General features: G+C 60.2%; 9 protein-coding genes. 2 read left to right on the top strand and 7 right to left on the bottom strand.

From position 1 onward, the window contains the following. Nucleotides 1–86 precede the first annotated feature (86 nt). Nucleotides 87–2,153 carry a maltose alpha-D-glucosyltransferase gene (gene treS, locus J2Y86_RS05925; RefSeq protein WP_253428794.1) on the top strand — a complete coding sequence of 689 codons (2,067 nt, stop codon included), beginning with the start codon at nt 87–89 and terminating at the stop codon, nt 2,151–2,153. A 30-nt stretch (nt 2,154–2,183) separates the two neighbouring features. Next, nucleotides 2,184–3,374, top strand: a complete 1,191-nt coding sequence (locus J2Y86_RS05920) for a carboxylate-amine ligase (RefSeq protein WP_253428793.1) — start codon at nt 2,184–2,186, stop codon at nt 3,372–3,374. 285 nt (nt 3,375–3,659) lie between these two features. Here the strand turns inward: J2Y86_RS05920 and J2Y86_RS05915 are convergent, their stop codons facing one another. From J2Y86_RS05915 to J2Y86_RS05885, 7 genes are all read right to left on the bottom strand, one after another. Further along, entirely contained in the window at nt 3,660–5,189 is a 1,530-nt protein-coding gene (locus J2Y86_RS05915; RefSeq protein WP_253428792.1) for an MFS transporter, read from the bottom strand. A 325-nt stretch (nt 5,190–5,514) separates the two neighbouring features. Then, complete coding sequence (gene katG / locus J2Y86_RS05910) at nt 5,515–7,770, bottom strand: catalase/peroxidase HPI (RefSeq protein ID WP_253428791.1); 2,256 nt, start codon at nt 7,768–7,770, stop codon at nt 5,515–5,517. Nucleotides 7,771–8,245: 475 nt separating this feature from the next. Beyond that, nucleotides 8,246–9,553 (bottom strand): OprD family porin, encoded by a 1,308-nt coding sequence (locus tag J2Y86_RS05905; RefSeq protein WP_253428790.1) that lies wholly within the window; start codon nt 9,551–9,553, stop codon nt 8,246–8,248. Between the two features lie 80 nt (nt 9,554–9,633). Continuing rightward, the gene (locus J2Y86_RS05900) at nt 9,634–10,206 is read right to left on the bottom strand and encodes a PPC domain-containing DNA-binding protein (protein WP_253428789.1); all 573 of its coding nucleotides are present in this window, start codon (nt 10,204–10,206) and stop codon (nt 9,634–9,636) included. Nucleotides 10,207–10,331: 125 nt separating this feature from the next. Next, nucleotides 10,332–11,909, bottom strand: a complete 1,578-nt coding sequence (locus J2Y86_RS05895) for an aldehyde dehydrogenase (NADP(+)) (RefSeq protein ID WP_253428788.1) — start codon at nt 11,907–11,909, stop codon at nt 10,332–10,334. 31 nt (nt 11,910–11,940) lie between these two features. Continuing rightward, nucleotides 11,941–12,900, bottom strand: a complete 960-nt coding sequence (locus tag J2Y86_RS05890; RefSeq protein WP_253428787.1) for an amidohydrolase family protein — start codon at nt 12,898–12,900, stop codon at nt 11,941–11,943. After that, a complete protein-coding gene (locus tag J2Y86_RS05885) occupies nt 12,893–13,852 on the bottom strand; it encodes an amidohydrolase family protein (protein ID WP_253428786.1) in 960 nt (319 codons plus the stop codon). Before J2Y86_RS05885 ends, J2Y86_RS05890 begins: the two co-directional genes overlap by 8 nt. Nucleotide 13,853: the final 1 nt, after the last annotated feature.

Here is a 13,853-nt window from a genome sequence, read left to right as displayed (position 1 = left end):
ACGTCATGGCCTCATATGAAAACGAGCGGTGCCTTTGGTGCAGAAGGGCGGATGCCATTTTTTCATGACGAGGGGTGATTGTTTCCATGACGGCAGCTGAGAAAAACCATGTGGACTGGCTGGTCGAACAATCGATGCTGCAGGCCGCAAGACAACGGGCCAGGCTCTACTCGGGGCAAGGCCGGTTGTGGCAACAGCCCTATGCGCATACCCGGCCCCGTGACGCCTCGGCCCTCGCTTCGGTGTGGTTCACCGCGTACCCGGCGTCGATTGTCACCCGTGAAAATGGCACGGTGCTGGAAGCCCTGGGGGACGAAACCTTATGGCACGCCTTGTCGAGAATCGGTATCCAGGGCATCCACAATGGCCCGCTGAAAAGGTCCGGCGGCCTTTCGGGCACCCAGCACACGCCCACCATCGACGGCAACTTCGATCGCATCAGTTTCGACATCGATCCGCAGTTGGGCACCGAGGCCCAGCTTCAGGCGCTGACGCGCATGGCCGCCGCGCACAACGCGGTCATCATCGACGACGTCATTCCTTCGCACACCGGCAAAGGCGCGGACTTTCGCCTGGCCGAGATGGCCTATGAAGACTACCCGGGGCTCTACCACATGGTGGAGATCCGCGAGGAAGACTGGCCGCTGCTGCCCGATGTTCTCGAGGGCCGCGACGCGCAGAACCTCAGTCCGCAGCAGGTCGATGTGCTGCGTGACAAGCATTACATCGTCGGCCAGTTGCAGCGGGTGATCTTCTTCGAGCCAGGGGTCAAGGAAACCGACTGGAGCGCGACGTCGATCGTGATCGGGGTCGACGGCAAGCCGCGACGCTGGGTTTACCTGCATTACTTCAAGGAGGGGCAACCGTCGCTGAACTGGCTGGACCCGACCTTCGCCGCGCAGCAGATGATCATCGGCGACGCGCTGCACGCCATCGACGTGATGGGGGCGAAAATCCTGCGTCTGGACGCCAACGGCTTTCTCGGCGTCGAACGCAAGCTCGATGGCACCGCCTGGTCGGAAAGCCATCCGTTGTCGATCACCGGTAACCAGTTGTTGGCCGGTGCGATTCGCAAGGCGGGCGGTTTCAGTTTTCAGGAACTGAACCTGACCGTTGATGACATCGCCGCCATGTCCCACGGCGGGGCCGATCTTTCCTATGACTTCATCACCCGACCCGCTTACCAGCATGCGTTGCTGATGGGCGATACCGAATTCCTGCGTTTGATGCTGCGTCAGATGCACACCTTGGGCATCGATCCGGGCTCGCTGATCCACGCCTTGCAAAACCACGACGAACTGACCCTCGAACTGGTGCATTTCTGGACGCTGCACGCCCATGACACCTTCCTCTATCAGGGCCAGACCTTCCCCGGCAATATTTTGCGCGAGCACATTCGCGAGCAGATGTACGAACGCCTGGCCGGCGAACACGCGCCGTATAACCTGAAATTCGTCACCAACGGCGTGTCCTGCACCACCGCCAGCATCATCACGGCAGCGCTGGGGATTCGCGACCTCGATGCCATTACCTCGGCGGATATCCAGCAGATCCGCCAGATTCATTTGCTGCTGGTGATGTACAACGCGATGCAACCGGGCGTGTTCGCGTTATCGGGTTGGGACCTCGTCGGCGCACTGCCATTGCCGGCAGAGCAGGTCGCGCATCTGATGCTCGACGGCGACACGCGCTGGATTCATCGCGGCGCCTACGATCTCGTTGATCTCAATCCGGAAGCGGAGCTGTCGGAAGGTCAGATGCCGCGCCCGAAAACCCTGTATGGCAGCCTGCCCAGTCAACTGAAAGACCATGACTCGTTTGCCTCGCAACTGAAGCGAATCCTGGCGGCGCGCCGTGCCTACGACATTGCCGCCAGTCGCCAGATCCTGGTCCCGGATGTCGAGCATCCGGGGTTGCTGATCATGGTCCACGAGCTGCCGGCCGGCAAAGGCACCCAGATCACCGCGCTGAACTTCGGCTCGACAGCGATCACCGAAACCCTGCACCTGCCCAATATTGCGCCGGGGCCGGTGGTCGATATCATCAATGAACGGGTCGAAGGCGATCTCACGCCCGAAGGCGAGTTCACCATCACGCTCGATGCCTATGAAGGGTTGGCACTGCGCGTCGTCAGCAGCTCGCCGATGATCTAGTCCGTTTTGCGCACGCCGGGAGGGGCCCTGATGAACCCACACCTGAACTTCGGCATTGAAGAGGAATACTTCATCACTGACCTGCGCACCCGCCGCATGTCGGAGGATCCGCCCGGCGCAGCAATTGAGGCGTGCAAGGCTGAGTTGGGCCCGTGCTTTGCCTATGAGATGTTTAAAGGGCAGGTCGAAGTCGCGTCGCCGATATTTACCGACGTTGCACAAGCAGCGGAGTACCTGGCTAACGTTCGCCAAACCTTGGGAAATGCGCTCAATCCTTATGGCCTGGGACTACTCAGTGTCGGCAGCCATCCGTTGGCGGACTGGCGTCTGCAACAGGCCACCGAGCAGGATCATTTTCTTCAACTGTTCGAAGACTTCCAGCGTGTAGCCCGGCGCAGTCTGCTGTCCGGTCTGCACGTGCATGTTGAGGTGCCGAGGCATCTGGACCGTATCCACGTGATGAACGAAGTCTTGCCGTGGCTGCCGTTTTTGCTGGCCTTGAGCTGCTCTTCACCGTTTTGGGATGGCGCCGACAGCGGCTTCGCGAGTTACCGGCAAACGGCTTGTGATGAATGGCCGCGGATGGGCATTCCGGAGTTCCTTGAGGATCAATCCGCCTATGACGCTTACGTTGCACTGCTGACCCGTACCGGGACGATTCGGCAGGCTGGCGATGTCTGGTGGGGTTTGCGGCCGGCGGTGAAGTATCCGACCCTGGAGTTGCGGATGACGGATGCCTGTCCACGTCTGGATGAAGCGTTGTGCATCGCCTCGTTCTTTCGGCTGGTGGTGGCGTATGCCATGGATCAACCACGTCCCGGTTCTGCGTATTCGCAAACATCGCAATGGGTTCTCAAGGAAAACCGCTGGCGGGCGAAACGCCACGGAACTGGGGCGTCGTTCATTATTGAAGGCTACGACCGGCCGTTCTCCATGGAGCAGTGGCTGTTCATGGCTGAACAGATATTGGGCGATGCGGCGCGAACATTGGGCGCAGAATCGGTTTTTGCTCACATCAGGCAAATGCTTCGTGAAGGCACCAGTGCGCAGCGACAACTTGGTGTTTACCGGCGAGCCTTGGGCAGTGGGGACGATGTTCAGGCTGCACTTTCGCAAGTGGTGGACCAACTGCTGACGGAAACGTCGCAAGCGCCATCTTTCGATCAAAGGATCCCCAGCAGCAGCAATCCCGGCAGGGCGTTGACAGGACAGGTGATCTGATCCGTATTTTTCTGCGTGATCTGCATCTGTTACGCATCAGGCCTGCGCCTCACAATGACAGCACGGTCCGCATTCGCAGTAGCCCTTGCACCGCATTCTCATTCCGTAGGAGGCTCCATGGCCAAGATGTCCCTTTTCCTGGGTGGTTTTCTGCTGTTAACCCTTTTGATCGGTGCCCTGGCGACGATCTCTCCCACTTAGTCCGTTTTGCCAGTCGGCAAAAAGCACAACGCCTCCACTTGGGAGGCGTTGCAGTTTTCAGCCCGATCAGATTTCGGGTTTTGATCAATGCCCGTTCGCAAGCTGGTTCGTGGGTATCCGCAAAGAGCGCCAGGCTATCAATATCGCCATAGATGCCAAACCGAAAGTGACCCACGAAACCAAACCGATACCGCCTTCGAATGCCCATGCCGCCTGCGCCATCAGCTCTCCCGCCTGGGCGCTCGACAAATCTGCGGCCACATTGTGCGCCCCCGATAACGTCTCACTCGCCAGCACGGTCTGCACTTCGTTCAGAAACTCCGGCAGCTGCAATGCACTGCGATAGTAGGCAGTGACAAGCCCGCCAAGTACGGTCGTCCCTAAAACCACACCCACTTCATAGGCCGTTTCGCTAATGGCTGACGCGGCACCTGCACTTGCCGGTGGTGCGGCGGACAAAATCACATCATTGGACACCGTCGCGATCGCACCTACGCCAATGTTCAGCAAGGCAAAAGCCACCACTAGAACGGAAAGGCTACTGCCCATGGTGGCGACCAGCAAAAACGCTGCGCCAGCAAACGCCATCAAAATCGGTATCAGCACATGCACCTGTAATCGCTGTGCAACAGGCACGACCGCCATGCCTACTACAATCGCCATGATCTGACCTGGGACCAACGCGAGGCTGGCACCCAAGGGCGACATCTGAAGAACGATCTGCAGGAACTGAGTGGTAAAGAATACGAAGCCGATGAGGAATGAGAGACTCATCAGATTAATCAGCACTGAACCGCTGAAGGTGCCGTTGCGAAATAAGCTCAGATCCATGAGCGGCACTGGCAGACGCAACTGCCGATGCACAAACACCCAACCCGCCACTGCGCCTGCTGCAAGTGTTGTCAGCGTTATCCAGTCAACACCATTACTGGCGCTGTGTTTAATGCCATAAACAATGGCACCAAGGGCTACCATCGATTGCAGGATGCTTATCGGTTCCAACGGTCCCGAAGCATCTCGCTCGGATTCGGGCAACAACAATGGCCCTAATACCAGCAGTGGCACCAACACAGGTACCGCCAACAGGAAAATCGATCCCCAACTGAAGAATTCCAGCAACACCCCACCCACCAAAGGACCGAGTGCCGAGCCGACCGTCAACGTCGTAGCCCAGATCGCGACTGCTAGTCTGCGTTCTTCTCGATCCTCGAACACCGAGCGTATCAACGCCAACGTCGAGGGCATCAGCATCGCACCGAAAATACCCATACAAGCTCGCCCCACAATCAGTTGCACGGCGGAATCGGAATACGCGGTTAGCACCGACACAATGGCAAAACCCATGGAACCGGCTAGCAACAACTTACGATGACCAATTCGATCTCCCAGGCTACCCATCGAGACCAGCAATCCCGCCAGCACCAGCGAATAGGCATCAATCATCCACAACTGCTGGCTAGCACTCGGACGCAGGGCCTCGGCGATCTTTGGTAACGCGAATCCAAGTACCGTATTGTCAACGGTCACCAGCAACACTGGCAGCATCAGCACGCTTAAGCCTAACCAGCGTTTTGATCTCGATCCGCGGTGTGTCGCATCACTTATTAGTGCCATGGTTAAAACTCCTTACTGGACACAAAAAAATTCACGGGACATTTTTTCAATGCGCCCGTGAAACGTTTCCTACGCGCTTCCCTGGCGAGGACTAATCAGTTCGGCGGCTCCAGAAACCTGAAGAAAACCATGTCTCAACGTGAAAACAGTTTGTTTCTATAACTTCGTGTGACTCCAATTCAAATCACAAATCGTGTCATCTTGTATCAGCGGAATAGCTCGGAATATCACTTAGAGCGAATGTAGGAACTAGACGTCAGATATGAGAAAGAAAAACGCCCCGAACAAGTCGGGGCGTTTGTTTAGGCATTTAGAGTCCGTTGTCTTATTTCAGATCAAACCGATCCAGATTCATCACCTTCGTCCAAGCTGCCACAAAGTCCTTCACAAACTTCTCCTTCGAATCGCTGCTGGCATAGACCTCAGCCAGCGCGCGCAACTGCGCATTCGAGCCGAAGACCAGATCGACCCGCGTGCCGGTCCATTTCACCTCACCGGTTTTGCGATCGCGCCCCTCAAACTCCTCGTTAGCCTCGGACGTCGGTTTCCATTCCACGCCCATGTCCAGCAGGTTCTTGAAGAAGTCGTTGGTCAACGCCTCCTTCTGCTGGGTGAAGACGCCATGCTTCGTTTGTCCGACATTGGTGTTCAACACTCGCAGGCCGCCGATCAGCGCGGTCATTTCCGGCGCAGTGAGGGTCAGTAGTTGCGCCTTGTCGATCAGCAGATGCTCGGCCGGTACGCGGTAGCGGGTTTTGAGGTAATTGCGGAAACCGTCGGCGATGGGTTCGAGGAAGCCGAAGGATTCCACGTCGGTCTGTTCTTGTGAGGCGTCAGCACGCCCCGGTGTGAACGGCACCGTTACGCTGTGACCGGCATTTTTTGCGGCTTGTTCGACACCGACGTTGCCGGCCAGCACGATCAGGTCCGCCAGCGAGACTTTCTTGCCGCCGGTGTTGAACTCGTTCTTGATGCTTTCGAGTTTCGCCAGCACGTTCGCCAGTTGCTCAGGCTGGTTGGCTTGCCAGGACTTCTGCGGTTCCAGGCGCAGGCGACCGCCGTTGGCACCGCCGCGTTTGTCGGAGCCACGGAAGGTCGAAGCCGCCGCCCAGGCCGTGGAGACCAGCTGCGAAACGCTCAGGCCCGAGGCGAGGATTTTGCTCTTGAGCGCGGCCACGTCGCTGTCGTTGACCAGTTCATGGTCGACGTCCGGGATCGGGTCTTGCCACAGCAGTTCTTCGCTGGGCATTTCCGGCCCGAGGTAGCGGGAGAGGGGACCCATGTCGCGGTGGATCAGCTTGAACCAGGCGCGGGCGAAGGCGTCGCTCAATTGATCCGGGTTCTCCAGGAAGCGCCGGGCAATCGGCTCATAGATCGGGTCGAAGCGCAGGGCCAGGTCCGAGGTCAGCATGGTGGGGTTGCGCCGTTTCGACGGGTCGTGTGCATCCGGAATGGTCCCGGCGCCCGCGCCGTTTTTGGCGACCCACTGGTTCGCGCCGGCCGGGCTTTTGCTCAGTTCCCACTCGAAGCCGAACAGGTTTTCCAGGTAGTTGTTGCTCCACCGGGTGGGCGTGGTGGTCCAGGTCACTTCCAGTCCGCTGGTGATGGTGTCCGGGCCTTTGCCGGTGCCGAAGTTGTTTTTCCAGCCGAAGCCCTGTTGTTCAAGTCCGGCCGCTTCCGGCTCGGCGCCCACATTGTCGGCAGGCCCGGCGCCATGGGTTTTACCGAAGGCATGGCCGCCGGCGATCAGCGCCACGGTTTCTTCGTCGTTCATCGCCATGCGGCCAAAGGTTTCACGGATGTCCAGGGCAGACGCGACGGGGTCGGGATTGCCCTCCGGACCTTCCGGGTTCACATAGATCAGGCCCATCTGCACGGCGGCCAGTGGGTTTTCCAGATTGCGCCCTTCATCCGTACGGCTGTCTTCATTTCTACCGGGCTCGGCCACGAGTGGAACATCGCCGGGTGCCTGTACGGGTTTTTGCCCTTTGTCGTAGCGGGTGTCGCCGCCCAGCCATTTGTTTTCCGAACCCCAGTAAACGTCCTCGTCCGGTTCCCAGACGTCGGCACGGCCGCCGGAAAAACCGAAGGTCTTGAAGCCCATGGATTCCAGCGCGACGTTGCCGGTCAGGACGATCAGGTCGGCCCAGGAGATGTTGTTGCCATACTTTTGCTTGATCGGCCACAGCAGCCGGCGCGCCTTGTCGAGGCTGACGTTATCCGGCCAGCTGTTGAGCGGGGCGAAGCGCTGTTGACCGGAACCGGCACCGCCACGCCCGTCACCAGTACGGTACGTGCCGGCGGCGTGCCAGGCCATGCGAATGAACAGCGGGCCATAGTGACCGAAGTCTGCCGGCCACCAGTCTTGCGAATCGGTCATCAATGCGGTCAGGTCTCGCTTGACCGCCCCAAAGTCGAGTTTTTTGAACGCTTCGGCGTAGTCGAAGCCTTCGTCCATGGGGTCAGACAGGGACGAGTGCTGGTGCAGGATCTTCAGATTCAGTTGATTCGGCCACCAATCGCGGTTGGTCGTGCCACCGCCGGCGGCGTGATTGAACGGGCATTTCGATTCATTTGCCATGTGCGAGCTACCTTTTGGTCGTGTTCATCCGGCTATCGGGCCCGGAGCGGGCGTTAAATAGCGACGAGCGAGATCAAGACACAGGCTGCAGGGCCAGCAGTTGGATCAACTGATTGTGGTGACCACACGGGAATTCTGAACAGCGGCAATCAGGTTGCCTGCGCGGTGATCCACGGGCGGCCTAGTCAAGCTTCGGGCTCATTCCTGTCTCCTTTCCAGCGCTAATCCGGCCGGCTTATGACGCCAGCGCAGACTAAGGTTAGACCCGAGTCGGGAAGTCAGCTAATAGGTGGAGTGTTACGCGTCGATAGGCAGAATCTTTCACGGCAACCTTTGAGATGGCCTGCTTGATCAGTCACTGCAAGTGCGCGATCAGGCGGGTTCGTTGAACCAGCAGCTGACGCCATTCAGGGATTGAGATCAAGCATCGGAGGCTACGTCGGGATTGTCCGCCATAGCCTCCGAGCACTCGTGGTTAAAGCAACGGAATGCTGTAGCTGACGATCAGGCGATTCTGGTCCTGGTTTCGGCTCGCTTCACTGTTGGACTTGCCGTTGCGCCAGCCAAACCCGACGCCCTTCAGCGCACCGGACTGAATCGCGTAATCCAGGCCGATATCCCGTTCCCATTCCTTTTGCGTGTCGCCAGTGACGGTCTTGATGTTGTCGCCGCTCAGGTAGATGACCGACGCCTTCAAACCGGGCACGCCCAACCCCGCAAAGTCATACGCATACTGGCCGAAAGCGGTGCGTTCACCTGCGCGGGTGAAGGTCTGGATCAGGCGGTCGGTGTACAGGTAAAGACTCGCGCCACCGGCACCTTTGTCCGGCAGGTTGCCCTGGCTGAGCTGGGTGAAGTTGCTGCCGCTGGAAACGCTTTGGTAGCCGGCGGTGATGGCATGGGCGCCGGCGGTGTAAATCAGTGCGGCGCTCCAGGTCCGGTTGTCGATTTCGCCATCGGCGCCTTCGGTGTAGCCGCTGATTCGGTAGCCCGAAGTGCCCGAGCTGTTTGCGCCGGACGAATCGGTCTTGAAGTAACGCAGGTCGGTTTTCAGCGACTGATTGTCCGAGATCGTCAGCGTGTGCATCAGGCCGAAAAACTGCTGGGTGTAGTAGTCGTCGAGGTTGGCGTAGTAATACTGGGCGGTCAGGTCCTTGGTGATTTTCCAGTCGCCACCGGCGAAGTCGAACGCATTGCTTTCACGGGTGCCGCCCGTAGCCGCGAGCCCGGTCTGATCGCTTGAACCCCTGCCAGTCGCGTGTTCGATGCGGCCGCCGGTGAGGGTCAGGTCCTTGAACTCACTCGAGGTGATCTGCCCGCCTTCGAAGGTCTGCGGCAGCAGGCGGCCGTCGTTGGCCACCAGGATCGGCAGCTTCGGCATCAGCGTGCCCAGGCGCAGTTCGGTTTTCGAGACTTTGACCTTGCCGGTCAGCCCCAACCGGCTCCACTCGTCGACCGCGCTGTTGTCGCTGTCCGAAGGAATCATGCTGCTGCCGACGTGGCGTCCTTTGCCGCTGTCCAGCGTGATCCCCATCAGGCCCAGGGCGTCGACACCAAAACCGACGGCGCCGTCGGTATAGCCCGACCTGTAGTCGAGCATGAAACCCTGCGCCCATTCTTCGGTTTTCGACGGGGCGGCCGGGCCGTCGCGGTTGTCGTTGTTGAAGTAGAAATTCCTCATCCCCAACGTAGCTTTGCTGTCACTCAGGAAGTCGGCGTGCGCCTGGGTGCTGAGTGCAATGGCGCCCAGCGCCAGGGTTACAGCCGTGTTCTTGTTGCTCATGTAAAACGCCCCTATTTATTTTTGTAATTTGAATCGGGAGGGTGGCTCCCGCCGTGACAGGCGGGAGCGTGAGGCGTGAATCAGATACCCAGCACGTTGGCGCCGATGCAGGGATCGATCCCGCGTTCCAGGCGACGCTGATGGACGATCACGGTGATTTCCATCGAACCTGTGGTGACTTCGAAGTCGAGGATGTGGCCGCCGTAGGCCTGGAACGTGGCGTCACCGGCGACGCCGTGCATATGGATCGAAGGCTGATCGTTTTTCCAGGCGACGGAACCGGTGATGCTCGCCATCTCGACGCTGTTCAGGATTTTCGCGTCGAAGTCCTTTTTGTCCTTGTTCCAGAAACCAAACTTGACGTTGCCGAAACCGATACCCGTGATGGACGCGCTGGGGATCTTCTCGGCGATCGCCAGTTTGGTCAGTTCCTTGAACGCGTTGTCGCCCATGCGCAGCACCATGAGGTAACCGGTGGGGGTTTTGGTGTAGCGCGGTGTGGTTTCAGTGGCACATTGCATGGGCGCTGTCGTCGCGGTGGAAGTGGTGTCGGCAACGGCCAGTTGAATGCCGGCCGTGGTGATCATCACGGCAGCGGTCATGGCCAGCATCAGTTGGCACAAGCGGTGTTTCGGGTGACGTTGAACGTGCATGAGACTTCCTCTGTTTTTGTTGTTGTGTGGGTGCAGCGGTTTTCGGGACGAGCGAATCCGACGCCTGTTGTTCAACAGGCGCGGAAGGTGTGGCTATCAGTGGGTGTCAGTTGAAGCCGGGTGACTTACAGCGCGTCGCGGCTGCTGGTGCCGTCAACCAGTCGGGCGATACCCAGCGGGTTGCTGTTTTTCAGGGCGTCCGGCAGCAGGCTGTCGGGACAGTTCTGGAAACACACCGGCCGCAGGAAGCGATCGATCGCCAACGTCCCGACCGAGGTGCCGCGCGCATCCGAGGTGGCCGGGTAGGGGCCGCCGTGCACCATGGCGTCGCAGACTTCCACGCCGGTGGGATAGCCGTTGAACAGCACGCGTCCGACTTTCTGTTCCAGCAGGGCCAGCACCTCGCCCAGCGTGGTGAGATCCGTCTCTTCGACCATCAGCGTGGCAGTCAACTGACCGCGCAAACCGTGCAATGCCTGGATCAACTCGGCGTGGTCAGCGACTTCCACCACGAGGGTGGTCGGGCCGAACACTTCTTCCTGAAGCAATTCATCGCCATTGATCAACAGGCGGGCGTCGGCCTTGAACAGTTGCGGCCGTGCCTGATTGCCCTGTTGCTCGGTGCCGGCCAGGTGCGTGATGCCGGGATGGGCGCGCAGGTTATCCAGACCATGGCAGTAGCTTTTCAGTGCGCCGGCGTTGAGCATCGTTTGCGCCGGTTGCTCGCTCATCAATCCGGCGAAGCGTTCAAGAAACGCCGTGAACTCCGGCGAGCGAATGCCCAGCACCAAACCGGGATTGGTGCAGAACTGACCCGCGCCCAACACCACGGAAGCGCTCAGCTCGGCGGCGATTTTTTCACCACGAGCCTTGAGGGCTTCGGGCATCAGCAACACCGGGTTGATGCTGCTCATCTCGGCGAACACCGGGATCGGCTGAGGACGCGCCGCGGCCATGTCACACAAGGCGCGGCCGCCGCGCAACGAACCGGTGAAGCCGACCGCCTGGATGGCCGGGTGCTTGACCAGCGCTTCACCGATGCTGCCGTAAAGCAGGCTGAACACGCCCTCGGGCATGCCGGTTTTTCGGGCGGCGCGAGTGATTGCGTCGGCCACGTAATCGGCGGTCGCCATGTGTCCGCTGTGGGCCTTGAATACCACCGGGCAACCGGCGGCGAGGGCGGAAGCGGTGTCACCGCCGGCGGTGGAGAAGGCCAGCGGAAAGTTGCTGGCACCGAACACCGCGACCAGACCGAGCCCGGTGCGGTACTGACGCAGATCGGGACGGGGCAGCGGTTGGCGGTCCGGCAGGGCACGGTCGATGCGTGCGCCGTAGAAGTCACCCCGGCGCAGCATCGTGGCGAACAGGCGCATCTGGCCGCTGGTGCGTGCCCGTTCACCTTGAATGCGCCCGGCGGGCAGGGCTGTTTCCCGGCACACGAGGGCGATGAACGATTCATCCAGCGCGTCCAGCTCTGCGGCGATGGCATCGAGAAACCCGGCGCGGCGCGCGGCCGACAGGTTGCGAAAGGTCGGGTACGCCGTGGCCGCAGCTTGTGCAGCCGCATTCACTTCCTCAGTGGTCGCCTGATGGAAGCGATACGGCAGCGCTTCGCCGGTGCTGGCGTCGTGGCTTTGCAAGGTGGTCGTGCCCTGTGCCGAGCGTGCGCCGGCGATGTAGTTGTGGCCTGAAACTTCAAACATGTTGGACTCCTGATGAGCTGTTCAAATCGGGTCAAGCGAGGCGGTAGAGGCGCCGGGCGTTGTCATGAAACAGGGCCAGTCGATCGCTAAGGGAACGTTCCCTGACGATGCTTTTGAAACCGTCGAACACTTCGCTGAGGCTGTTCACCACGCCATCGACCGGGTAATTGCTGGCAAACGCGCAGCGGCTGACGTCGAAGATCGAAATCGCGTCGTTCACCACCCCGCGATTCGCCTCGACCGGCCATGCCTGGCCGGGAATGCAGATGCCGGAAATCTTCAGGGCGACGTTGGGCTCTTGTGCCAGCAGCGCGAGGTTTTTACGCCAACCGGCCAGGCCTTCTTCCGAACGATCTGCCGGTAGCGCGGTGTGATTGACCACGATGGTCACCTCGGGGAAATCCCGGGCCAGTTCGGCGGCTTCCGGCAGATGCCACCACGGCGCCTGCAACTCGAAGTGCAGGCCGTTTTCCGCCAGTCGGGCGTAGCCCTCGCGCCAGCGCGGATCGCGCATGGAGCCCGGCTCGGCGAAATCTTCACGCCAGGCCTCACGGCTAGTCACCGTTGGCTTGTGGCGTATGCCGCGCACCAGCGGGTGATCGCCGTACAGGCGCAGCAGATCGAAGGCGTCTTCACGATCCAGCCAGGCCTGCGCGACCATCGCGCCCAGGGTGGGTTCGGTGCGCGCCAGCGACTCGACGAACGTCACTTCCTCGAACGGCGTCGTCGGGTCCCATTCACCTTCGATGACCACCGTCTGCACAACCCGATGATTTCCGGCCAGCCGGCGATAGTCCGCCGGCAGGAAGTTGCGGCAGATCGACGAGTAATCGCCATACCGAAACGGTCGCAGCGGGCGGTCGTTCAACCACGGGTAGTAATGGGTTTCGATGTCGAAATAGTGTTGATGCGCGTCGACGATGGGCAAGTCCGCGTCATCGCCACTGGCGAGAAAACGCGCGCGCCAATCGATGGCGGACAGGTTATCCATGGGGCGCCTCCAGACGATAAAAGCGCCGAGCGTTGCCGGCGAACACCGCTTCCTGCACGGCGCGCCCCATGGGCGCGAGCATTGCGGCCATGCCGTCGGCAATCGTGTCGTAGGAGGCGCGCAAACCGGCAACCGGAAAGTTGCTGGCGAACATGCAGCGTTCGGGGCCGAAAATCTCCAGGGCGGTCAGGACCACCACGCGGTTATCGTCGTAGTTCCAGGGTGAATCCTTCAGCCCGAACTCCGACAGCTTGATGTGCACGTTGGGCTGCAAGGCGAGCGCTTCCAGGCCTTTGCGCCAGCGCGCCATGCCGGCCGGGCTGCGATCCCAGGCAAAACCGGTGTGATTGAGCGCGATGCGGATCCGCGGAAACATCGCCGCGACTTCGGCCGCTTCGACCAGATGCCACGGTGGCACCCGCAGGTCCCAAGACAGATCGTGGTCAGCCAGCCGGGAAAATCCTTCCAGCCATTTCGGGTCCTGCATCGTGCCCTTGGCCCCGGCAATCGAAACGTCCGGTGAAGCCGAGGTCACCGGTTTCGAACGTATGCCTTTGACCAACGGGCGGGCGGCTTGCTCGGCGAGAATCTGCGCGCTGTCTTCGCGATCGAACCAAGCGTGGGCGACGATGGCATTCGGGAAGCCGTAACGGGCGTTCACCTGTTCCAGCCAGCGTGTCTCGGCGACTTGCTCGTCACGCGCACGTTCGGCCTCGACATGCACGGTGCCCACCAACCGTTGCTTTGCGGTCAGGGCCAGGAACTGTTCCGGCAGGAAATCACCGCGCAGGCTGTGATAGTCGCCGAGGAAAAACTCCTCGTGGTATTCGTCCTGCAGCCACGGATAGCGACCGTTGCCGAGGTCCCACAGATGATGGTGAGCATCGACAACCGGCAGCGCATCCTCGGCGGCAAGGTTCGGCAAACCGTTGCGTTCGTGCAGCGTGATCATG

The organism is Pseudomonas migulae (assembly GCF_024169315.1).
Classification (GTDB): Bacteria; Pseudomonadota; Gammaproteobacteria; order Pseudomonadales; family Pseudomonadaceae; genus Aquipseudomonas; species Aquipseudomonas migulae_B.
Note: the sequence above shows the minus strand (reverse complement) of the source record. Positions and strands in the feature narration are given on the sequence as shown.